The sequence below is a fragment of the Halomonas caseinilytica genome (assembly GCF_001662285.1).
Lineage (GTDB): Bacteria > Pseudomonadota > Gammaproteobacteria > Pseudomonadales > Halomonadaceae > Halomonas > Halomonas caseinilytica.
In genome coordinates, this window is the sequence record NZ_BDEO01000007.1 from 72,586 (window position 1) to 95,713 (window position 23,128).

20 protein-coding genes are annotated in these 23,128 nt (G+C 64.2%); 15 read left to right on the top strand and 5 right to left on the bottom strand.

The genetic code is table 11. The features are described 5' to 3' along the window. Positions 1-62: 62 nt before the first annotated feature. On the bottom strand, positions 63-770 hold the full coding sequence (locus HSDC_RS08095; RefSeq protein ID WP_064699433.1) for an alpha/beta family hydrolase: 708 nt from the start codon (positions 768-770) through the stop codon (positions 63-65). Positions 771-930: 160 nt separating this feature from the next. Here HSDC_RS08095 and ccoN point away from each other — a divergent pair, with 160 nt between their 5' ends. Genes ccoN through HSDC_RS08140 form a run of 9 tightly spaced genes read left to right on the top strand, consistent with a single transcriptional unit; the run spans position 931 to position 9,536 of the window. Further along, complete coding sequence (gene ccoN / locus HSDC_RS08100; RefSeq protein WP_064699434.1) at positions 931-2,358, top strand: cytochrome-c oxidase, cbb3-type subunit I; 1,428 nt, start codon at positions 931-933, stop codon at positions 2,356-2,358. Between the two features lie 16 nt (positions 2,359-2,374). After that, entirely contained in the window at positions 2,375-2,983 is a 609-nt protein-coding gene (gene ccoO / locus HSDC_RS08105; protein WP_064699435.1) for a cytochrome-c oxidase, cbb3-type subunit II, read from the top strand. A gap of 2 nt (positions 2,984-2,985) precedes the next feature. Beyond that, on the top strand, positions 2,986-3,195 hold the full coding sequence (locus HSDC_RS08110; RefSeq protein ID WP_064699436.1) for a CcoQ/FixQ family Cbb3-type cytochrome c oxidase assembly chaperone: 210 nt from the start codon (positions 2,986-2,988) through the stop codon (positions 3,193-3,195). After that, positions 3,192-4,136, top strand: coding sequence for a cytochrome-c oxidase, cbb3-type subunit III (gene ccoP / locus HSDC_RS08115; RefSeq protein WP_064699437.1), 945 nt, complete (start codon positions 3,192-3,194; stop codon positions 4,134-4,136). Before HSDC_RS08110 ends, ccoP begins: the two co-directional genes overlap by 4 nt. Before the next feature lie 36 nt (positions 4,137-4,172). Beyond that, positions 4,173-5,582 carry a cytochrome c oxidase accessory protein CcoG gene (gene ccoG, locus HSDC_RS08120; RefSeq protein ID WP_064699438.1) on the top strand — a complete coding sequence of 470 codons (1,410 nt, stop codon included), beginning with the start codon at positions 4,173-4,175 and terminating at the stop codon, positions 5,580-5,582. Continuing rightward, positions 5,582-6,094, top strand: coding sequence for a FixH family protein (locus HSDC_RS08125; protein ID WP_064699439.1), 513 nt, complete (start codon positions 5,582-5,584; stop codon positions 6,092-6,094). The genes ccoG and HSDC_RS08125 overlap by 1 nt, the downstream gene beginning before the upstream one ends. 3 nt (positions 6,095-6,097) lie before the next feature. Then, entirely contained in the window at positions 6,098-8,551 is a 2,454-nt protein-coding gene (locus HSDC_RS08130) for a heavy metal translocating P-type ATPase (protein WP_064699440.1), read from the top strand. Beyond that, positions 8,548-8,766 (top strand): cbb3-type cytochrome oxidase assembly protein CcoS, encoded by a 219-nt coding sequence (gene ccoS / locus HSDC_RS08135; RefSeq protein WP_064699441.1) that lies wholly within the window; start codon positions 8,548-8,550, stop codon positions 8,764-8,766. The genes HSDC_RS08130 and ccoS overlap by 4 nt, the downstream gene beginning before the upstream one ends. Then, positions 8,763-9,536 (top strand): sulfite exporter TauE/SafE family protein, encoded by a 774-nt coding sequence (locus HSDC_RS08140; RefSeq protein ID WP_064699442.1) that lies wholly within the window; start codon positions 8,763-8,765, stop codon positions 9,534-9,536. The genes ccoS and HSDC_RS08140 overlap by 4 nt, the downstream gene beginning before the upstream one ends. Before the next feature lie 146 nt (positions 9,537-9,682). Here the strand turns inward: HSDC_RS08140 and ttcA are convergent, their stop codons facing one another. The 3 genes from ttcA to HSDC_RS08155 form a co-directional block, all read right to left on the bottom strand. After that, positions 9,683-10,561 carry a tRNA 2-thiocytidine(32) synthetase TtcA gene (gene ttcA / locus HSDC_RS08145; RefSeq protein WP_064699443.1) on the bottom strand — a complete coding sequence of 293 codons (879 nt, stop codon included), beginning with the start codon at positions 10,559-10,561 and terminating at the stop codon, positions 9,683-9,685. A 93-nt stretch (positions 10,562-10,654) separates the two neighbouring features. Then, complete coding sequence (locus HSDC_RS08150) at positions 10,655-11,281, bottom strand: 3'-5' exonuclease (RefSeq protein ID WP_064699444.1); 627 nt, start codon at positions 11,279-11,281, stop codon at positions 10,655-10,657. 55 nt (positions 11,282-11,336) lie between these two features. Further along, positions 11,337-13,151 carry a putative nucleotidyltransferase substrate binding domain-containing protein gene (locus tag HSDC_RS08155; protein WP_064699445.1) on the bottom strand — a complete coding sequence of 605 codons (1,815 nt, stop codon included), beginning with the start codon at positions 13,149-13,151 and terminating at the stop codon, positions 11,337-11,339. 530 nt (positions 13,152-13,681) lie between these two features. On the opposite strand from HSDC_RS08155, the gene HSDC_RS08160 reads away from it, so the two are divergent. From HSDC_RS08160 to mntR, 6 genes are all read left to right on the top strand, one after another. Next, the gene (locus tag HSDC_RS08160; protein ID WP_064699446.1) at positions 13,682-13,942 is read left to right on the top strand and encodes a DUF4212 domain-containing protein; all 261 of its coding nucleotides are present in this window, start codon (positions 13,682-13,684) and stop codon (positions 13,940-13,942) included. 5 nt (positions 13,943-13,947) lie between these two features. Beyond that, the gene (locus tag HSDC_RS08165; RefSeq protein ID WP_064699447.1) at positions 13,948-15,741 is read left to right on the top strand and encodes a sodium:solute symporter family protein; all 1,794 of its coding nucleotides are present in this window, start codon (positions 13,948-13,950) and stop codon (positions 15,739-15,741) included. A 94-nt stretch (positions 15,742-15,835) separates the two neighbouring features. Next, on the top strand, positions 15,836-16,351 hold the full coding sequence (locus HSDC_RS08170; protein ID WP_064699448.1) for a hypothetical protein: 516 nt from the start codon (positions 15,836-15,838) through the stop codon (positions 16,349-16,351). Positions 16,352-16,494: 143 nt separating this feature from the next. Beyond that, on the top strand, positions 16,495-20,439 hold the full coding sequence (locus HSDC_RS08175; protein ID WP_064699449.1) for a hybrid sensor histidine kinase/response regulator: 3,945 nt from the start codon (positions 16,495-16,497) through the stop codon (positions 20,437-20,439). Between the two features lie 129 nt (positions 20,440-20,568). Then, entirely contained in the window at positions 20,569-21,849 is a 1,281-nt protein-coding gene (locus HSDC_RS08180; protein ID WP_064699450.1) for an Nramp family divalent metal transporter, read from the top strand. 10 nt (positions 21,850-21,859) lie between these two features. Continuing rightward, positions 21,860-22,270 carry a manganese-binding transcriptional regulator MntR gene (mntR, locus tag HSDC_RS08185; protein ID WP_064699451.1) on the top strand — a complete coding sequence of 137 codons (411 nt, stop codon included), beginning with the start codon at positions 21,860-21,862 and terminating at the stop codon, positions 22,268-22,270. A gap of 86 nt (positions 22,271-22,356) precedes the next feature. Here the strand turns inward: mntR and HSDC_RS08190 are convergent, their stop codons facing one another. Continuing rightward, positions 22,357-23,022, bottom strand: a complete 666-nt coding sequence (locus HSDC_RS08190) for a response regulator (RefSeq protein WP_013333318.1) — start codon at positions 23,020-23,022, stop codon at positions 22,357-22,359. Positions 23,023-23,128 lie beyond the last annotated feature (106 nt).

Sequence of the window (23,128 nt, forward strand, 5' to 3'; positions counted from 1 at the left end):
CAGGCGCGAGACACCGGCTCCAGCGGGAGCCCCGATTCATGTCGCGCACGACGAGAAGCTCGTCATGCGTGGCGCGCCATGAAGGCGGCAATGCCGCGCGCGCCCTCGCGGATCAATTCGCTCTGGGTCAGGCCCGAGGCACGCCGTGGTCGCCAGTCGTGCTCGCCATCCTTCAGCCAGTGCACCTCAGCGACATCGGGCAGGTCATAGCCGTCGACTTCTTCCCGGGTACCGAAGGGATCACGCTCTCCCTGCATCACCAAGGTCGGGCACCGCAATGCCGGCCAATGGTCGAGCCGCCGTCGCTCCGGACGACGCGGCGGATGAAAAGGATAACCGCACAGCGCCAGGCCAGCCGCCCCGTCCCGAGCCGCCAGCATGCTGGCCACGCGCCCACCCATGGACTTGCCGCCCAGCCACAGCGGCGTTTCCAGATGGGGCGACAGAGCCTCCTGCCACCTCGCCAGTTCCTCGACCAGCCGCTCGATGCGGGGCGGCGGCCGGCGCCGTCCCTCGCGGCGCATGCGACGCAGGTACTCGAACTCGATGGCCAGGGTCTGTACCCCGGCATCGGCCAGGGCACGCCGAAGCTCGACCAGAAAGGGGGAATCCTGTCCGGCACCGGCGCCATGCGCCAGCAGCAGGCACCCTGTCCGGCACTCGCCCTGCACCTGGAGCGGGCCGAGTGCTTCGGGACCCTCGACGCATCCCGCGCCCTGTTCGAGCGCTTGGCTCAGCTCGTCGACATCGAGACTGTCGATGCTTCTCATACTTTCTGTTGACACTGTATTGCCTATATTGTGTACCAAATGATTATATAAATGTATTCATTTGATGGATCGACTCGGCTAGACTCCTGCGAATCGGCATGCCAAGAGACAGGCGAGGCTGACCGACACGTCGACAGACTGGAGTTGGATGGAAACCCGCATGAACAACGCATTCGAGCACCCGACCTACAACTACAAGGTGGTCCGACAGTTCGCGGTCATGACGGTGATCTGGGGCATCGTGGGCATGTCCTGCGGCCTTGTCATCGCCTCGCAACTGGTGTGGCCGCAACTCAACCTCGGCCTGCCCTGGACGAGCTTCGGCCGCCTGCGCCCTCTCCACACCAACCTGGTGATCTTTGCCTTCGGCGGATCGGCGCTGTTCGCGACGTCCTACTACGTGGTGCAGCGCACCTGCCAGGCCCGGCTCTGGTCCGACCGGCTCGCGGCCTTCACCTTCTGGGGCTGGCAGGCAGTGATCCTCTCGGCCTTGATCACCCTGCCGATGGGCTACACCACGACCAAGGAATACGCCGAGCTCGAGTGGCCGATCAACCTGCTGCTCGCCGTGGTGTGGATCGTCTACGCCATCGTCTTTCTGGGCACCATCAAGCGACGCCAGACCTCGCATATCTACGTGGCCAACTGGTTCTTCGCCGCCTTCATTCTCACCGTGGCGGTGCTGCACATCGTCAACAACGCGGCCATTCCCGTCTCCGCGATGTACTCGATCTCGATCTACCCAGGCGCCATCGACGCCATGACCCAATGGTGGTACGGCCACAACGCCGTAGGGTTTTTCCTGACCGCCGGCTTCCTGGGCATGATGTACTACTTCGTGCCCAAGCAGGCCGAACGACCGGTCTACTCCTACCGATTGTCGATCGTGCACTTCTGGGCGCTGATCATGGTCTACATGTGGGCCGGCCCGCACCACCTGCACTACACCGCCCTGCCCAACTGGACACAGTCGCTCGGCATGGTGCTGTCGATCATCCTGCTGGCCCCCTCCTGGGGCGGCATGATCAACGGCATGATGACCCTCTCCGGTGCCTGGCACAAACTGCGCACCGACCCCACCCTGCGCTTTTTGGTGGTGGCCCTTTCCTTCTACGGCATGTCGACCTTCGAAGGGCCGATGATGGCCGTGAAGACCGTCAATGCCCTCTCCCACTACACCGACTGGACCATCGGCCATGTGCACTCCGGCGCGCTTGGGTGGGTCGCGATGATCACCATCGGCTCGATGTATCACATGGTTCCTCGTCTGGTCGGCGAGACCCGGATGCATTCGGTGCGCTTGATCGCCGTGCACTTCTGGCTCTCGACCATCGGCACGGTGCTCTACATCGCTGCCATGTGGGTCAACGGCATACTCCAGGGCCTGATGTGGCGCGCGGTCAACGACGACGGAACCTTGATGTACAGCTTCATGGAGTCCGTCGAGGCCAGCGGTCCGGGCTATGCAGTCCGCATGATCGGCGGCATGTTCTGGGTCATCGGCATGCTGCTCATGGCCTACAACGTCGCCATGACCCTGCGCCGTCAACCGACCGGTGCCGAACGTCCCCTGCCGCAGACCGCCTGAGCCGACGGAGAATCCCATGAGACACGAGATCGTCGAAAAGAACGTCGGCCTGCTCGCCGTACTGATCCTGGTTGTCATCAGCTTCGGCGGCCTGGCGGAAATCGTGCCGCTGTTCTTTCAGAAGCAGACCACCGAACCCGTCGAGGGCCTCGAGCCGCTCTCCCCGCTGGAGCTGGCCGGTCGCGACATCTATCGACGCGAGGGCTGTGTCGGCTGCCACTCGCAGATGGTGCGTCCCTTCCGGGCCGAGACGGAGCGCTACGGGCACTACAGCGTGGCCGGCGAGTCCGTCTACGAATACAACTTCCTGTGGGGCTCCAAGCGTACCGGCCCCGACCTGGCCCGGGTCGGTGGGCGCTACAGCGACGACTGGCACCGTGCACACCTCTACAACCCGCGTGACGTGGTGCCGGGCTCGGTGATGCCCGCCTACCCCTGGCTATTCGACAACACCCTCGATGGCGACCATATCGGCGACAAGATGCGTGCCCTCCAGTCACTCGGGGTGCCCTACGACGACGAGCAGATCGCCAGCGCCCGGGAAGCGGTCGAGGGCAAGAGCGAGATCACCGCCCTGGTGGCTTATCTGCAACAACTTGGCACCGTGCTCGAGGACAAGCGCTGATCATGGATACCGGAACGCTGAACGGCATCATCATCATCCTGCTGATTGTCGCCTTCATCGGGCTCACGATCTGGGCTTACTCGAAAGGCCGCCGAGCGGAGTTCGACGAAGCGGCCCGACTGCCCTTCGCCGATGACCCCATCGTGGAGCACGACACACCGCCCGAGCGAGCGGCCGAGAACCGACACGACAAGGGAGGCAGGAAGGCATGAATTCGCTTTGGAGCAACGACCTTTCCGGCTTCTGGAGCGCCTGGATCATCGTCATCACGCTGGGCACCATCGCGCTCAGCGCCTGGCTGCTGTTCGCCAACCGCAAGACCGACAAGCAGCCCGATGCCGAGGGCCATGTGGCCACCACCGACCATGCCGCCGATGGCATCGAGGAATATGACAACCCCCTGCCGCGTTGGTGGTTCAAGCTCTATGTCGGCACGGTGCTCTTCGCTCTCGGCTACCTGGCCCTCTACCCAGGGCTCGGCAACTTCGCCGGCCTGCTGGGCTGGAGCCAGGAAGCCCAGTGGGACAGCGAGATGCAGCAGGCCGAGGCCCGCTACGCACCGATCTTCGCCAGCTACGCCGAACGCCCCATCGCCGAGCTGGCGAATGATGCCGAGGCCATGCAGGTGGGTGAACGGCTTTTTCTCAACAACTGCGCCATCTGTCACGGCAGCAATGCCCGAGGTGGCAACGGCTTTCCCGACCTCAGCGACGATGCCTGGCTCTACGGCGGCTCACCGCAAGACATCGTCACCTCCATCACCCAGGGTCGCAGCGGTGCCATGCCAGCCTGGGAGCACCTGGGCGAAGAGACGCTCGTCGACGTCACCCAGCACGTGCTGTCGCTGTCGGGCAAGGCCACCGACCCGGCGCGGACGGAAAAGGGACGCGAGGTCTTCACCGCCATGTGCGCCAGCTGCCACCAGCCGGACGGGACCGGCAATCCGATGATGGGCGCACCGAACCTGACCGACGACGCCTGGCTCTACCAGGGAGCCGACCAGTCGCTCGAAGCCGCAGTGCTCGAGACCCTGCGCAACGGGCGCAACGGGCAGATGCCAGCGCAGGTCGATTATCTCGGCGAGGACAAGGTTCACCTGGTGGCCGCCTACGTCTACCAGTTGAGTCGCCAAGCCCCGGAAAGCGTCGACTGAGACGTCATCAAGGCGCCGCCGAGGCGGGAGGATGGCATGACCCAGGACATTGCGTATCGCGAAGCCGACGACCGAATCCCCGTCACGGAGCTCGGTCATTCGCTCTACGAGCCTCGCCGACACATCCAGGTGCGCGAGGTCCGGGGGCGCTTCCAGCGCTGGCGGCGCGGTCTCGACACACTGCTGGTGTCAGCGTTCTTTGCGCTGCCCTGGGTTTCGCTCGACGGGCGACCGGCGATCTGGTTCGACCTGCCCGGCCGCGCCTTTCACCTCTTCACCATGACCTTCTATCCACAGGAGTTCATGCTGCTCTCATGGCTGCTGATCATCGCCGCCTTCGCCCTATTCTTCGTCACCGTGCTCGCCGGCCGCCTGTGGTGCGGTTATGCCTGCCCGCAGAGCGTCTGGACCTGGTGGTTCATCTGGGTCGAGCACCGGCTCGAAGGCCCTCGCCACCGACGCCTCAAACGCGACCGACGCCCCCTGGATGTCGACACGGCATGCCGCAAGGGGCTCAAGCACGCCCTCTGGCTCGCCATCGCGCTGGCCACCAGCCTTACCTTCATCGGCTACTTCACACCGATCCGCGATCTGGTCATGGCCCTGCCATACCTGGAAGCCAGCGGCTGGGCGTATTTCTGGCTCGCCCTGATTGCCTCGTTCACCTACCTCAATGCCGGCTGGTTGCGTGAACAGGTCTGCCTGCACATGTGCCCCTACGCGCGGTTCCAGGCCGTGATGTTCGACCGCGACACCCTGACCGTCTCCTACGACGCCGGCCGTGGCGAGCCGCGTGCACCCCGCCGCCGGGAAACCGGCACCCAGGCCACGGAACCGGGCGACTGCGTCGACTGCGGGCTCTGCGTTCAGGTATGTCCCACCGGCATCGATATTCGCGAGGGCCTGCAGCATGCCTGCATCGACTGCGCGGCCTGCATCGATGCCTGCGACGGCGTGATGGACCGACTCGGTCGGCCTCGCGGCCTGATCCGTTACACCACCGAAAACGCCCTGGCCGGCAAGCCGACACGAATGGGCCGGCCGCGCCTGCTCGGCTACCTGGTGGCACTGCTGGCGATGCTCGCCCTGTTCGCCGGGAACCTCGCCGACCGCACGCCGCTCGACCTCGACGTGGAGCGAGACCGTCAACACCTGTTCCGGATGACCTCCCAGGGCAATATCGCCAACGTCTATACCCTGACCGTACGCAACCTGGACAACGTCGATCACCGCTATCGTCTCTCCGCCTCGGGGCTTGACGGACTGCGTCTGGACAGACGGCGACTCGCCGTCCCCGCCGGTCAGTCCCGCCAGCTGGTGGTCGAGGCCAGCGTCGATCGCAACGCCATTCACCGGCCCAGCCATGACATCCAGTGGCGCCTCGAGGCGCTCGATGCCGACATCTCGCTGGTCCACGACAGCCGCTTTCTGGGAGGAACTCCCTGATGCACACGACCTCGCCTCCCGTGACGCCCTGGTACAAGCAGTTCTGGCCCTGGTTCATCATCGCCCTGCTGGCCTCCTCGGTGACCTTCAGCATGGTCTACCTGGTCGCCTCGATCCGCTATTTCGACGGCACCGTGGCACAGGACTATTATCGACGCGGCCTGGCGATCAACGAACAGCTCGCCAAACAGGAAAGGGCCGGCCAACTGGGCCTGGCGGCTCAACTGCGTGTCGATGCCCTCACCGGTGACGTGATCGTCGACCTGCAAGGCCAGCGACGTCCCGAGCAATTGCATCTGGCCTGGATCTTCCCCACCGAACATGGCCGCGACCGCCACCTGACATTGCAACGCGTCCAGCAGGGGCGCTACGTCGGCACCCTCGATGCCCCCTTGCGCTATCGCTGGTATCTGCACCTGCAGCCGACGCCCGGCGACGACGCCGCCTGGCGCCTCACCGGCGAGGCCCGCTTCCCCCACGAGGGCAGCATTGCCCTGACGCCGGGTATCTGAGCCATGGCGGACAGCGCCGAGACCCTCGTGGAGGACGCCCGGACCTGCTATCACTGCGGCGAGCCGGTTCCCGAGCATGCGCCCTGGTCACTCGAGATCGGCGAATGTCGCTACCGGCTCTGCTGTCCCGGCTGCGAGGCCGTGGCCCATGCCATCGTCGATGGCGGCCTGGCAAGCTACTACCGCTTCCGAACCGCCCTGCCCGAACGCCCCCGGCAACGGCATGACATCCACGCCGAGCAGTGGTCATTGTTCGACGATCCCGGTCTTCAATCCCGCTTCGTGCAAGGCGACGACAGCAGCGCCCACACGACCCTGGCAGTGGATGGCATCACCTGTGCGGCCTGCGCCTGGCTGATCGAGCACCGACTCAACGCCCTCGAAGGCGTCATCGGCAGTGCCGTCGATCTCACTCACCACCGCCTGCGCCTGGAATGGGAACCACACCGCATTGCCCTCTCACGCCTGCTCGCCGAACTCGCGGCTATCGGCTATCCCTCCCGCCCCTTTGAACCGGACGAGGCCCAGCAGCGCCTGCAACGCGAGTCTCACCGGCAGATGCGCCGATTGATCGTGGCCGCCCTGGGCATGATGCAGGCCCTGATGTTCTCCCTGCCCTTCTATCTGGCGGGCGATGCCGGGCTCGACGCCGACTTCGACCGCCTCTTTCACTGGCTGGCCCTGGCGCTGACCACGCCGGTGGTGCTGTACGCGGCCCAGCCCTTCTTCCAGCAGGCCTGGCGCGACCTGCGCGCCCGCTCCCTGGGCATGGATGTTCCGGTGTCCCTGGCCATCGGCTCGGCCTACCTGGCCAGCGCCTGGGCGGTCGTCAGCGGCCAGGGCGAGGTCTATTTCGACTCGGTGAGCATGTTCACCTTCTTCCTGCTGTTCGGACGCCATCTCGAGGCCCGCGCACGACGCCGGGGCGGCGCCGCCGGCAATGCCCTGGCCGAGCTGCTGCCAGTCTCGGCGACACGCCTCGACGACGACGGCGAATCGCGCCTTCTCCCTGCCAGCGAACTGCGCGCCGGCGACCGGGTACTGGTCAAGCCGGGACACGTCGTGCCCGCCGATGGCGTGATCGAAAGCGGTGCCTCCAGCCTCGACGAATCGACCATGACCGGCGAAACGCAACCGGTAGCACGGTGCGTCGGCGACGCTGTCACCGGTGGCAGCCAGAATATCGAAAGCCCGCTGACCCTGAGGATCACCCACGCCGGTCGCGACACCCGGGTCGCCGGCATTCTCGACCTTACCGACCGAGCCTTCGCCAGCCGGCCACGCATCGCGCTCAAGAGCGCGCGCCTGGCCCATCACTTCGTGCTCCAGGTACTGCTGATCGCCGCTGTCGTGGCCCTGGCCTGGTGGTTCATCGCCCCTGACCGAGCCTTCTGGGTCACGCTTTCGGTGCTGGTCGTCACCTGCCCCTGCGCCCTGGCGTTGGCCACGCCCACCGCGCTCACCGCCGCCCACGGCCGACTGCATCGGCGCGGCGCCCTGCTGACCCGCGCCGATGCCCTGGAAGCGCTGGACGGTATCGACCGGGTAATCTTCGACAAGACCGGCACTCTGACCACCGGCGAGATGCGCCTCATCGACACCCGCACCCTCGAGGACGATGATCCGCGATACCTTTGCGCCATCGCCGCGGCCCTCGAGTCACATTCGGAGCATCCCATTGCCCGCGCCTTCCACCCGTACCGCCAGCCCGATGTGGTCGCCGATGACGTCACCCGCCAGGCCGGTGCCGGACTCGAAGGCCGCATCGCGGGAACCCGCTGGCGGCTAGGCCGCCCCGACTTCGCCGCCTCCCCGGCGCCAGCACCACCCGACGACGGACACTGGCTGTTGCTCGCCGAGAATGATCGCCCCCGTGCCTGGTTCGCCCTGGAGGACCGTCTACGCGATGATGCCGACACCACCCTGGCGACGTTGCGTCTGGCCGGCATCGAGGTGGAACTGCTTTCCGGCGACGCCGAGCCCCGGGTTCGCGCCCTGGCCGAGCAGCTGGGCATCGACGACTGGCAGGCTGCGATGAGCCCGGAGGACAAACTGGCCCGACTCCGCCACCACCAGGCACGCGGCGAGCGCGTCGCCATGGTGGGTGATGGCGTCAATGACGTGCCGATACTGGCCGGTGCCGATGTAGCCTTCGCCATGAACGGCACCACCGACCTGGCCCGCACCCGGGCCGATGTGATCCTGCTCACACCCCGACTGCAGCGCGTCGCTGACGCGATCGGGATCGCCCGCGCCACCCAGCGCGTCATTCGACAGAATCTCGGCTGGGCCTTGTTCTATAATCTGCTGGCACTGCCACTGGCAGCCTGCGGCCTGGTGCCTCCCTGGCTCGCCGCCATCGGCATGTCCCTCAGCTCGCTGGTGGTGGTGGGCAACGCCCTGCGCCTGGCTCGCCCCGGGAGCTTTCGCCACTTGATCACCCCGGTGTCGTCATGAGCGTTCTCTACCTCCTGATTCCACTGTCGCTCGTCCTGCTCGGCCTGGCCGTCTGGGCCTTCTTCTGGGCAGTGAACAACGACCAGTTCGACGACCTGGAAGGGCCCGCCTACCGCATCCTGTTCGATGAGGATGACCCGCCCGCGCCACGCCCCGTTCACCGACAGCAGGACGATGCCACCGGGCCTTCTCAAGACCGGGAGAATGGCGCATGAATCCGACCGGACTGGAACTCCCGCCCCTGGCGGCCGCCTTCGTCTTCGGACTGCTGGGAGGCGCCCACTGCATCGGCATGTGCGGTGGCATCATGAGTGCCCTGACATTTGCCGTCCCCCCCAGCATGCGCCAGCCAACGCGCCTGGCCGGCCTACTGCTGGGCTACAACCTGGGCCGTATCACCAGCTACATGTGTGCAGGCGGCCTGATCGCCCTGCTCGGCACCATGATCGAGATCGCACCCGGCGCCCGCCTGGCACTCCAGGTGCTGGCCGCCGTGATGCTGATCCTGATGGCGCTTTACATTGCCAACTGGTGGAAGGGCTTGCTGCGCCTCGAAGCCCTCGGGCGACATCTTTGGCGCCACCTGGAGCCCATGGGCAAGCGCTTGATGCCGGTGGTGAAACTGCCCCAGGCCGTGGCACTGGGTGCCGTATGGGGCTGGCTTCCCTGCGGCCTCGTCTACTCGATGCTGGCCTGGAGCCTGGCGACTGCCGATCCCATCCAGGGCATCCTGCTGATGGGCGCCTTCGGCCTGGGCACCCTGCCAGCCCTGCTGGCGACCGGCCTGGTCGCCCGTCAGTTGGGAGCGCTGATCCGCCATCCCGCTACCCGTACCCTGGCGGCACTGGCCATCATCGCCTTCGCCCTATGGCAACTCTGGGGAGTACTGTCCATGGGCACAATGGATCACGACCCTATGAACCATGATCAAATGAATCATGACCAAATGGAGCAGAACCCGATGGATGGGCATTCGGGGCACTAAGAAGAGAGAAGAGAGAAGAGAGAAGAGAGAAGAGAGAAGACAGGCTAGGCCCCAGGGGTTGGGACGCCAAGGGGATTCTGCCCTCTCAAAGGCACGCAGCGCCGTTCTTCTTCCTTAAAGCGATGCAGTCGCGTTCTTGAAAGCCATCAAAGCTCGGTGAAGTCGATACGCGAGGCCTGCATCCGAGCCTGCTTCTCCTCGAGCCCGGCAAAGTCGAAGAGCTCACGGTCGGCAAGCTGCGACGGCGCCACATTGGTGACCGCCTTGAACATGCTCTCCAGGCGCCCGGGATGCCGGGCTTCCCAGTCGGCCAGCATTTCCTTGACCACCTGGCGCTGAAGATTGGGCTGGGAACCGCACAGGTTGCAGGGAATGATGGGGAATTCCATGCGCCGGGAGAACTCGGCGATATCCGCCTCACGGCAATAGGCCAGCGGGCGGATGACGATGTTCTTGCCATCGTCGGAGAGCAGCTTGGGCGGCATCGACTTCAGGCTGCCGCCGAAGAACATGTTGAGAAACAGCGTCTCCAGGATATCCTCGCGATGGTGCCCTAGGGCGATCTTGTTGGCGCCGATCTCCTCGGCATAGCCATACAGCGAGCCACGACGCAGCCGCGAGCACAGCGAGCAGGTGGTCTTGCCCTCAGGCGTCTTCTCCTTGACCACCGAGTAGGTGTCGCGCTCGAGAATGTGATAATCGACGCCGATGCCTTCCAGGTACTCGGGCAGCACGTGCTCGGGGAAGCCGGGCTGCTTCTGGTCGAGATTGACCGCCACCAGCGAGAAGTCGACCGGGGCGTTGCGCTGCAGGTTGCGCAGGATCTCGAGCATGGTGTAGCTGTCCTTGCCACCGGACAGGCAGACCATCACCTTGTCGCCCTCGCGGATCATGTCGTAGTCGATGATGGCGTTGCCGACCTGGCGTCGCAGGCGCTTCTGCAGCTTGTTGAACTCGCGCTTGGCCTTGGCGGCGTTGTGAACGCCGCCGTCACGGGGGTTCCGGTCGGTATGAGAGTCGAACATCACGGCATCTTGCATGGTCACGGCGCTGCCAGGGCATCTACGGAATTCGGGGCGCCCATCCTACCATTCCGACCAGCACAGGCGAAGCGTCCCTCAGCTGCTCCGACGCCGTGCGGCGTCATCACGTGCCAGACGCAGATACATCAAGGCCGTGGTCACCGCATCGCCCAGTGCACTGTGGCGCCCCATCATCGGCACGTCGAGCCGCTCGGCAGCTTCCTCGAAGCGCGGTCGCCCCTCGAGCTGAGGATGCCGATAGCGCTGGCGCCGCTGGAAGAGATGCGCCACATCGATCGCCGCATTGGGCAGATCGAAGCCGAAGCGCGGCCGCAAGCCGCGATTCAGCATGGCCAGCTCGTCCTCCAGGTGCCATCCCACCAGAGGACGATTGCCGACGAAATCGAGAAGCTGCTCTAGGGCGACTCCCAACGCCTCCCCTTCATCCAGGTCGACGCCGCGCAACCCGTGTCGACGAACGGACTCGGCCGTGAGCCCCTCCGGTCGACGCACATGCAGGTCGAGCGATTCGCTGGTCAAGACCCGGTCTCCCCGCAGGCGCACGGCGGCGATCGCCACCGGCTCGCCATGGCCGCTGTCAGGCTCGGTGGCTCGGCAGGCCACGGCGACCATCTCGTCGCCGGTATACGGCTGAAAGAGCCAGCCATATCGACCATCGGCATGGCGCCGGCGATCGGCTGCGCGTCTCAAGGCCTTGAACATGCTGCTTCCCTCCCGGTCGTTCTACATTCCCTGTCGTGTTCGCCACCGCCATCCCTCAGCCATATTCGAGGTGATAGCGATGAGACAGCCGTTGCTTGAAGTCCTTGACGATGTGCAGCGCTTCGCTCAACAGATCACGTTCCAGCGACGACAGCTCCTGAACCACTACGCGGTCCGGCTCGCCTTCCTTGCCATCAAGGCGCTCGAGTTGTTGCTTCAGGCGCAACTCGGTGAACAGTGACAGCGCCTCGCCCAGGTCTTCGGCGAAGCGAGCCTCCAGCCGGCCATCGGCCACCAGGGCATCGAGCCGCTCCAGGGTCGAGGTCACCGTGATGTTGCGCTCCAGGGCCATGACCCTGACGCCATGCACGACCGGAAAGATCCCGCCTTTCTTGATGTCGATGCCGTGTTGCGGCTTTTTCAACGAGCCGAACAATGTCAGCGGCGTCGAAAAGCGCAAGACCGGGCGCGCGAAGTGCGACAGCAGGATCTCGTCGCCGGCGCAACGCTCAAAGAGAGACTCGCGCAAGCGCGCCAGCAACGCCGGATTGCCCGCCATGGCCCGGGCATCGAGCAGGATGGCCAGATTCATCAGCGAGTCCGCATCGCAACGCCGTGCCCAGGTATCGATACGCTCTCGCCATTGCGTCTCCCCTCCAACCCATTGCGGGTTGGACACCATGATGTCGCCCGGACAGGGCGGATAGCCCAATTCGAGAAGCGCATCGCTGAAGGCACGCATACAGGCCTCGCGCTCCGGCCAGGCGAGGTTCTCCTCCAGGATCAGGCCATTGTCCTGGTCGGTCTTGAGAATCTGTTCGCCACGCCCCTCGCTGCCCATGACCATCAAGCACGTCGCGCCGTGATAGCGCTCGTCGACGAGGAAGTCCCACGTCTTGCCGATGATCCGCCCATTCAGCGCCGACAACAGCCCCATGACGAAACGCGGCTTGGCCCCCTGGGCCATCAGTCCTCTGACCAGGTCGGGCATCAGCCGGCTGGCCGCCGACAACGACGCCAGGTCATCAGCCTGTTCCACCTGCAGGCTGACCACATGACTGCGGCTGGAAAAATGGCTTAGCGCATCGGTCAATTCCACCACGCCGACAGGGACGTCATCTTCCATCACCACGACTCGCTCGACACGGTGGCGAGTCATCGCGACCAGCGCCTCGAACAGATACTGGTCCGGTCGCACCGTGATCAGCGAAAAGTTGGCGATGGAGCGCACCGGCGCATCCTGCGGCCACTTCTCCAGCACCAGGGCATTGAGCAGGTCGGTCTTGGTCACCATTCCCACGCCGTTCTCGCCATCGACCAGCAGGCTATCGACCCGACGTGCATCCAACGTGGCCACCGCTTCGGTGATGGTCGCCGCTTTCGTCAGGTGATGTGGCCGGCGCATGCACTCCCTGGAACGCGCCAGCATGGCACCAGCCATGAGGCTTCCCCCCGAAGCACGCTGGGCGGCCAGCAAGCGCGTCTTGTGCGCCAGGTTGCGACGAAAGCACTCGGCAAAGGCGGGGTAGTCATCGCACAACGCCAGGAATTCCGACTTGGGCAACAGGTAGCAGAGACTCTCTTGTTCGGCCCGAAATCGATACCGGCTCTGCCCACGCAGGATGCTGATCGCACCGAACAGGTCACCGGCAGTGTAATGGCCGATGCGTTCCAGTTCACCAGAGCGGGAAACATCCAGTTCGGCGACCTCGCCCTTGTGGATCAGAAAGACGCTCTCTCCCGGCTGACCGGCATCGAGAATGATCTCTCCCAGGTCGAAATAGACCAGGTCGAGGCTTCCGCTTACCCGCTTGCGGCCGTCCTCATCGAGCAAGCTGAACGGCGGTTGGGAAAGATCGACATCGACCATGACGAGGGCCTCGTGGCGTGGTCATCACCCAGCGTCTCTCTGACATCTTCTTCGGCAAGACGGGGTCGTGCATTCACCATTGATGCATCCATCATCGAACGAAAGCATCCACCCGGGGACAGTCCCCGACATCAGACTAACAAAGCCACACCAATGGCAAGAATCCATACCATGGTTCTATATGCCGAAGTCGTACGACACTGAGTCATGGAGACGATGGCGTAATACCATCGTGTCATGCTGTACGACTTTCCTCTCTCTCCACTACCTTCTTGGCCGCTATACCATGGTCCCATATCGACTTAAGGACTATATCCGAAAAACCTTCAAAACACTCATAATCCACTGATTAAAAAAAGAAACCATAGATACACAAAAATACTTGCCGCTCATTGATACCAAAGTATGGGCTTTCTTTTTTCACATTATTGACCAGCATTACTCGTGACACAGTGGATGATGACTTCGCCTCATCACTGCTCCCTTCAGGTGCAACTTTCCGACCTCGACAACAAACGGAGAGCAACACAATGGCAGACAAAAAATCCAACGCCGAAGCCTACTGGGCGGCCAACATCCGGCTGATCGCCGGATGCCTGGTCGTCTGGGCCCTGGTGTCCTACGGCTGCGCCATCCTGCTGAGGCCTCTACTGGCCGGCATCGCCATCGGCGGTACCGACCTTGGCTTCTGGTTCGCCCAGCAGGGTTCGATACTGACCTTCATCGGCATCATCTTCTTCTATGCCTGGAAGATGAACCGACTGGATAAACAGTTCGGACTCGAGGAGTAACCCACATGAGTCAATTTGCCATCAACGTCCTCTTCGTGGGCGCCTCCTTTGCCTTGTACATCGGCATTGCCATCTGGGCCAAGGTCGGGTCGACCAAGGACTTCTATGTGGCCGGTGGCGGTGTCCACCCCATCACCAACGGCATGGCCATCGGCGCTGACTGGATGTCGGCGGCTTCCTTCATCTCCATGGCGGGCCTGATCGCCGCCGGTGGCTACGCCAACTCGACGTTCCTGATGGGCTGGACCGGCGGCTATGTCTTGCTGGCGACCCTGCTGGCGCCCTACCTGCGCAAGTTCGGCAAGTTCACTGTCCCGGAGTTCATCGGCGACCGCTTCTACAGCAAGCCGGCCCGCATGGTCGCGGTGGTCTGTCTGATCGTGGCCTCGGTGACCTACGTCATCGGCCAGATGGCCGGTGCGGGCGTGGCCTTCTCGCGCTTTCTCGAGGTGGATGCCACGACCGGCCTGTTGATCGCTGCCGTGGTGATCTTCTTCTATTCGGTACTGGGGGGCATGAAGGGCATCACCTACACCCAGGTGGCCCAGTACATCGTGCTGATCATCGCCTACACCATCCCGGCAGTCTTCATCTCGCTGGAGCTGACCGACAATCCCATCCCACCGCTCGGGCTGTTCTCCGACCACAGCGAATCCGGCGTTCCTCTGCTGGCCAAGCTCAACGAGGTGGTCACCGCCCTGGGCTTCAACGAGTACACGGCAGACGTGGACAACAAGCTCAACATGGTGCTGTTCACGCTCTCGCTGATGATCGGCACCGCCGGCCTGCCTCACGTCATCATCCGCTTCTTCACCGTGCCCAAGGTGGCTGATGCCCGCTGGTCGGCCGGCTGGGCCCTGGTGTTCATCGCTCTGCTCTACCTGACCGCCCCTGCCGTAGCCTCCATGGCACGTCTCAACATCGCCACCACGGTCTATCCCGAGATGGCCGGCCAGGTCGAGAACGTCGAGCAGGCCACCGCCGATCCGATTCTCTACGAGGATCGCCCCGGCTGGATCCGCACCTGGGAAGAAACCGGGCTGATTCAGTACGAAGACAAGAACAACGACGGCCGCATCCAGCTCTACAACGACAGCGAGGACTTCGCGTCGACCGCCGAACAGCGCGGCTGGGAAGGCAACGAGCTGTCGGTCAACAATGACATTCTGGTCCTGGCCAATCCCGAGATCGCCAACCTGCCCGGCTGGGTGATCGGCCTGATCGCGGCGGGCGGCCTGGCGGCGGCACTGTCGACAGCCGCGGGACTGTTGCTGGCCATTTCCTCGGCAATCAGTCACGACCTGATCAAGGGGGCCATCAATCCACGCATCAGCGAGAAGGGCGAGTTGATGGCGGCCCGCATCTCGATGTCCGTCGCCATCATCGTGGCTACCTATCTGGGGGCCAATCCTCCGGGCTTCGCGGCACAGGTCGTGGCACTGGCCTTTGGCATCGCCGCCGCCTCGCTGTTCCCGGCACTGATGATGGGGATCTTCTCCAAGCGGGTGAACAATACAGGCGCCATCACCGGCATGCTGACCGGCCTGATCTTCACCCTGGTGTACATCTTCATCTACAAGGGCTGGTTCTTCATCCCCGGCACCAACAACCTGCCGGATACGGCGGAACACTGGGTGCTGGGCATCTCGCCGCTGTCCATCGGGGCCGTGGGTGCCATCATCAACTTCGCGGTGGCCTTCACCATCTCCCGGATGACCGCAGAACCGCCTCAGGAAATCCAGGAGCTCGTCGAGAGCGTGCGCTATCCCAAGGGCGCTGGCACCGCCACCGGCCACTAGGCCATAATCCCACCTCGGCGTCGTCCGCGGCGCCGGCCACAACCCTTGCATCGGGCTTCCTTCGGGAAGCCCGATGATCGTCAGGAAGCCCGACATGATTTGGCATTTGATCGCGGCGATCTTCGCCGGCCTCGGCGCGGCAGGTCTCGGACTGCTGCTGCGCACTCTGAGCGGCAAACGGCTGCCGCGCTGGATCGTCCCCGTATGCGCCGGCCTCGGCATGCTCGGCTACCAGATCCAGCACGAATACGGCTGGTTCGACCATAAGCGCCAGCAACTGCCCGATTCTGCCCAGATCATCTCCACCACCCAGGAGCCGGCCTTCTGGCGTCCCTGGACCTACCTGCTGCCAATGACCACGGCCTTCACGGTGGTGGATCGCGACGATCGCGTCGTCACCACGGCGGACGGACAGCGACTGGTGGAATTCATTCTCTACCGCTTCACCTCCGGCGCCTCCGAACGCGTGATCCATCAGGCCCAGCTATTGAACTGCGACAGCCACGAACTGGTCCCGCTCGGTGAGGAACAACGCCAGCCGCAGATCGACGAGCTGCGCCGTCTGACGGGCTCGGATCCGCTCTACCAGGAGATCTGCCAAGCGAATTGAGGGGCACCCACGAGTCGCTCTCTCGCCCATTTTCCCGTCGCCATGCCTCCCCTGCGACTCGCTACCCTATGTCGACCGTCAACAGGGGCGTTTGACTGCCCGCCAGGCTGCTAGAATGGCCGCATCAAGTAAGGGAGATGCGCATGTTCGCTGGCTGGCTACTGATCGTCGTTTCACTGCTGTATGTCGCCGTCCTGTTCGCCATTGCCTGGCGCGGCGACCGCCTGGCCAGGTCACGGGGCGCCACACGACGCCGTCCGATCGTCTACAGCCTGGCGCTGGCCATCTACTGCACCTCCTGGACCTTCCATGGCGCCGTGGGCCAGGCTGCCACCTCGGGTTGGTCCTTCGCCAGCATCTTCGTCGGGCCCATTCTCACCCTGCTGCTGTTCTGGCCGGTGCTGGCCAAGATGATCCGGGTCGCCAAGCATCAGAACGTGACCTCGATCGCCGACTTCATCGCCTCGCGCTACGGCAAGACCCAGTCCCTGGCCGCCTTCGCCAGCCTGGTAGCCTTGATCGGCACCCTGCCCTACATCGTGCTGCAGCTGAAGGCCGTCTCCACCTCCTTCAGCGTGCTGACCTCGGAGGCGGACATCACCCGCGCGCCGCTGTTCGGCGATACCGCCTTCTATGTGGCCCTGGTGATGGCGGCCTTCGCCATTCTCTTCGGCACCCGCCATACCGATGCCACCGAACATCATGAAGGCCTGATCCATGCCGTGGCCTTCGAGTCGCTGATCAAGCTGGTGGCCTTCCTGACGCTGGGCGCCTACGTGACCTGGGGCATGTTCGATGGCCTCGGCGACCTGCTGGCCTTCGCCGATATCCAGCTCGAGCTGCAACGCCAGCTTGCCCAGCAGGACTTCGGCCAGGGGTTCTGGGCACAAACGCTGCTGGCCATGCTGGCCATCCTCTGCCTGCCGCGCCAGTTCCATGTCGCGGTGGTGGAGAACACCCATCGCGACGATGCCGCCAAGGCCCGCTGGCTGTTCCCGCTCTACCTGGTGGCCTTCGGCTTCTTCGTGCTGCCTCTGGCGGCCGCCGGCCTGACCATCTTCGCCGATACCGATGTGCCGCCCGATACCTATGTGCTGGCACTGCCCATGGCTGCCGGCAGCGAATGGCTCACCCTGCTGACCTTCATCGGCGGCTTCTCGGCCTCCACCGGCATGGTGATCGTCGCCGCGGTAGCGGTGTCGATCATGATCTCCAACGAGATCGTCATCCCCGCCCTGTTCCGTCTTCGCTGGTTCGACACCAAGGCCCGCGACTACGGCCGTCTGGTGCTGCGTGCACGGCGCATCACCATCGGCGTGATCCTGGCGCTGGCCTACGGTGCCTACCAGTTGCTCGGTGACTTCAGCTCCCTGGCCGCCATCGGCATGCTGTCCTTCGCCGCCGCCGCCCAGTTCGCCCCGGCTCTGATCGGTGGCCTCTACTGGAAGCGCGGCAATCGCCTGGGCGTGATCGTGGGCATGAACGCCGGCTTTGCGATCTGGGCCTACTGCCTGCTGATGCCGGACCTGATCGCGGCCGGCGTGCTTCCCGAGACCTGGCTGCAAGGCGGTCCGCTGAACATCGGCTGGCTCTCGCCCACCGCCCTGTTCGGACTCAATGTGGGCGACAGTTTCACCCATGGCGTGATGCTGTCGTTGGGCGTCAATCTGGTCGCCTACATCTTCGTTTCCCAGATGACCCCGCAGCGCGTGGTCGAGCGCATCCAGGCCTCGCTGTTCGTCGACAGCGTCGAGACCCGTCAGACCTCGGTGAACCGCCCCTGGACCGGCGCCACCACGGTGGGCGACCTCAAGGTCCTGTGTGAACGCTTCCTGGGTGCCGGCCAGGTCAGCCGGGCCTTCGACGACTATGCCCGCCGCATCGGCAAGCCGCTGGAGGACAATACCCGCGCTTCCATCGATGTCATCCAGTTCACCGAGCGCTTTCTGGCCTCGGTGCTGGGCGCGTCCTCGGCCCGTATCGTGGTCAATTCGGCGCTGCAGGGCCGAGGCATCGGTATCTCGGATGTGATCTCCATCGTCGACGAGGCCTCCCAGGTACTGGAGTTCAACCGCGCCCTGCTCCAGGCGACCATCGAGAACATCAACCAGGGCATCAGCGTGGTCGACCAGAACCTGCGCCTGGTGGTGTGGAATCAGCGCTATCTGGAACTGTTCCGCTTTCCCGATCACCTGATACGGGTCGGCGCGCCGATCGATCGCATCTTCCTCTACAACGCCCACAACGGCGAATACGGCCCCGGCGACCCCGAGGAACACGTCAAGCTGCTGCTCGACAACATCCGCGAGGGCCAGCCCCACCGCTACGTGCGCTACCGCCAGGACGGCAGCGTCCTGGAGGTGCAGGGCAATCCCATGCCAGGTGGTGGATTCGTCTACACCTATCAGGACATCACCCAGCAGAAGCGCACCGAGGAAGCGCTGATCCGCTCGGAAAACAACATCCGCATCTATACCGACAATGTGCCGGCGCTGATTGCCTATTTCGACAAGGACTGCCGCTACCTCTTCACCAACCGAGCCTATGAGCAAGCCTTCGAGATCGATCGCAACGAGGTCATCGGCAAGCCCCTGCAAGCGGTGATTCCCGAGGACATGGCCAGGGAGCGCGCGCCCTGGATCGATCGCGCCCTCGCCGGCGAACGCGTCAATTTCGAAGTCTCGCTGCAGTTGCCCGAAGGCATTCGCTACATGCTGGTTACCTATACGCCGCACTTCGGCGACAGCGGCGCCATCCTCGGCTTCTTTGCCCTCTATCAGGACATCACCGAGCGCCGCCGCGCCGAGATCGCCCTCAAGGAGACCAACGAAACCCTGGAGGAACGCGTCCGCGAGCGCACCCAGGCGCTCTCCGAGGCCAATGCCGCCCTGCGCCAGGAAAACCGGGTCCGTGCCGAGGCCGAGCAGGCATTGCGCCAGGCCAAGCAGGTGGCCGAGGACGCCAACGCCTCCAAGACCCGCTTCCTCGCCGCGGCCAGTCATGACCTGCTGCAGCCCCTCAATGCTGCGCGCCTGTTCACCTCGGCCCTCACCCAGGAGATGGATGCCGACGACATGAAGCGCACCATCGGCCATATCGACAATTCCCTGCAGGCCGCCGAGGAGCTGCTCGGCACCCTGCTCGATATCTCCAAGCTCGACGCCGGCGCCCTGACCCCCCGACGCAGCCATTTCGCCCTGGCAGACATCTTCCGGCCGCTGCGCGCCGAGTTCGACGTCATGGCCGAGGAGCGCGGCCTCGACCTGGTCGTCGTGCCCAGCCGCGCCTGGGTCGACAGCGATGCCCAGATGCTGAGACGCATCGTGCAGAACTTCCTCTCCAACGCCATCCGCTACACCCAGGAAGGCCGCGTACTGCTGGGCTGTCGTCGTCAGGGAGAGCGGCTATCCATCGAAGTCTGGGACAGCGGCCCGGGCATCCCTGAGGCCAAACAGGCCGAGATCTTCCAGGAGTTTCGTCGCCTCGACCAGGCATCGCGCCACAAGGAAGGTGAAAAGGGGCTCGGCCTGGGGCTTTCCATCGCCGAGCGCATGAGCCGGGTGCTCGACCATCCCATCCGCGTGCGCTCCGAGGAAGGCGCCGGTACCGTCTTCGCGGTCAGCGTGCCGGTGGTGGAGGCCCGCAGCCAGGAAGTTGCCGAGGAGAAGAGCAAGACACGCCGTGCCGGCAACAAGCTGGCCGGCACGCGCATCCTGTGCATCGACAACGAGACGCTGATCCTGGAGGGGATGAAGGCGATGCTCACCGGCTGGGGCTGCGAAGTCTTCACAGCCACCTCCATCGGTGGTGCCAAGTCGGTACTGCGCCATCTGGATGCCGATCCCGATGCCATCCTGGCCGACTACCATCTCGACAACGAAGTCACCGGCCTGATGGCCATGGAGGCGCTTGCCGAGCGTCTGAACGGCAACGTCCCTGGCATCGTGATCACCGCCGACCGTACCGAGGAAGTCGCCGAAACGGTCAAGCGCGCGGGTTACCACCTGTTGCTCAAGCCGGTACGTCCCGCTGCCCTGCGGGCCTTGTTGACCCGAACCCTGCAGGCCAGCCGGGCCGCTGCCCGCTGATGGCGCGATGAGCGCTCGCCCCTTCGATAGTTAACATCAATCGAAGGGGCGAAGGAAGGCTATTGGTCAACGTGGCGACCATGAGTTAACTTCGAGACCAGTTATTAACCATGGTTAACAGACCCTGCCATGCTTTCCACCATTTCCAACGATGCGATTCGCGACAAGGCCGCCGCAACGCTTAGCGGCCGTCGTCGACGCTGGGGCTGGACCCCGTTCTTCGGCCCGGCGCTGATTGCTGCCGTGGCCTACGTCGATCCCGGCAACTTCGCCACCAATATCGAGGCCGGCTCGCGCTATGGCTACGCCCTGCTGTGGGTGGTGCTTGGCGCCAACCTGATGGCGATGCTGATCCAGACCCTGTCGGCACGCCTAGGCCTGGCCACCGGCCGCAACCTGGCCGAGATCATTCGCGACCGCTATCCCCGTCCGCTGGTCTGGTGCTACTGGGTCCAGGCCGAGATCGTCGCCATCGCCACCGACCTGGCCGAATTCCTCGGTGCGGCCCTGGCCTTCAACCTGCTCTTTGGTCTCTCGCTGATGGAAGGCGCCCTGCTCACGGGCCTGATCACCTATCTGGCCCTGTTACTGCACCGCCAGGGATTTCGCCTGATGGAGATCGTCATCGGCGCCATGATCATGGCAATCGCCAGTGGCTTTTTGCTGGAAATGCTGCTCGGCACGCCCGACCCCACGCCACTGCTCGAAGGACTGCTGATTCCGGGCTTTCCCGATGGCTACGCCCTCTACCTGGCCGCCGGCATCCTCGGTGCTACCGTGATGCCTCACGTCATCTACCTGCACTCGGCACTCTCCCAGAACCGCATCCAGACCGATGACGAGGGACAACGCAGGCGCTTGATGCGCTACTACCGGCTCGACGTCATCATCGGCATGGCGGTCGCCGGCCTGGTCAACCTGAGCATGCTGGCCATGGCGGCGGCGGTCTTCCATGCTCAGGGACGGCTCGATGTCGCCACCATCGGCGACAGCTATCAGCTGCTCTCGCCGATGATGGGCCAGCAGGCGGCCAGTCACATCTTCGGCCTGGCTCTGCTGCTGGCCGGACTGTCCTCCTCGATCGTCGGTACCCTGTCGGGCCAGGTGATCATGCAGGGCTTCGTCAACTTCACCATTCCCCTGTGGCTGCGCCGGCTGATTACCATGGTGCCGGCATTGGCGGTCATCATGATGGGCATCTCCGAACAGAAGGCCCTGGTCGCCAGCCAGGTCATCCTCAGCTTCGGCATCCCTTTTGCCCTGATCCCTCTGTTATGCTTTACCGCTGACCGCCAGCTCATGGGCAGCCTGGTCAACGGCAGGGCCGTCACCCTCATCGGCGGGGGCATCTGCGCGCTGATCATCGCGCTCAACGGCTATGTACTCTTCTTCACCCTGACGGGACACTGACAGGTCGCGAATGCCAGCCTTGCCCAAGCACGAATACTTCCGGCGTGTTCGACAGGATCACCAGACGGAGCTGGTCGAGGACTACGTCGAGGAGATCGCCCACCTGCATGCCCGGCATGGCGAGGCGCGTGCCAGCGACCTCGCCGAATGCTTCGGCGTCAGTACTGCCGCCGTTTCCAAGGTGATCACTCGGCTCAAGCGCGATGGCCTGGTCATTGCTCGCCCCTACCGCGGCATCTTCCTGACGCCGCTCGGTGACGACATGGCCAGACGGGTCGCCAAGCGTCACGCCGTGGTGCTGGAGGTCCTGCGCAAGCTCGGCGTGCCCGAAGAGATCGCCCGGGCCGACTCGGAAGGCATCGAGCACCACTGCAGCGAGGCAACGGTGGAGGCCATGCGCCGTTACCTGGACGACGACTGACGCGCTGCACTTCCGTCGCCGGAAACCGAAAACGCCGCCCCGAAGGGCGGCGTTCGCATTGATGGTGGGTACATCCGGCCAGGCCGTCAGGACTCTTCCACCTTCGGCGGCTCGACCTCGAGCTTCTGGGCCGCGATCACTGCCTGGGTTCGCGAGTGCACGCCGAGCTTGCGCAGGATGGCCGTGACATGGGCCTTGATAGTGGCCTCGGAGACATTGAGTTCGAAGGCGATCTGCTTGTTGAGCAAGCCTTCGGTGAGCATGTTCAGCACCCGGAACTGCTGCGGCGTGAGCGAGGCAATGGCCTCGGCAAAGCGCGTGTCTTCCTCGTCGGCCTCACCCAGGGCTTCGGCCATTTCCTCCGGCAACCATACTTCGCCATCGAGAATCTCGCCCACTGCCTCGGCAATCAGCGCCAGCGACGCGGACTTGGGAATGAAGCCGGAAGCCCCGTAATCGATGGCGCGACGCACCACGTGGAGCTCATCGCTGCCGGACACCACGGCCACCGGGATATCCGGCGTCTGGCCGCGCAACTGAATCAGCCCGGAGAAGCCATGCGCCCCCGGCATGTGCAGATCCAGCAGGATCAGGTCGGCATCCGGGTGACGGGTCACCACCTCGGTCGTGGCTTCCATGGTATCGGCCTCGACGATCTCGGCCTGGGGCGCCAACTGGCGCAACGCCTGGGTAAGGGCCGCGCGGAACAACGGATGGTCATCGGCGACGATGAATTTCTGGGCAAAAGCCATGGTTCTCCTCCGGTTCCGGATGCAACGGGCGGGGCCGCCGCCTGCTGGACGCTTGTATTTTACCGCATGTTACCCCATGGCCGAGGCAATGCCCAAGCGATCCGCC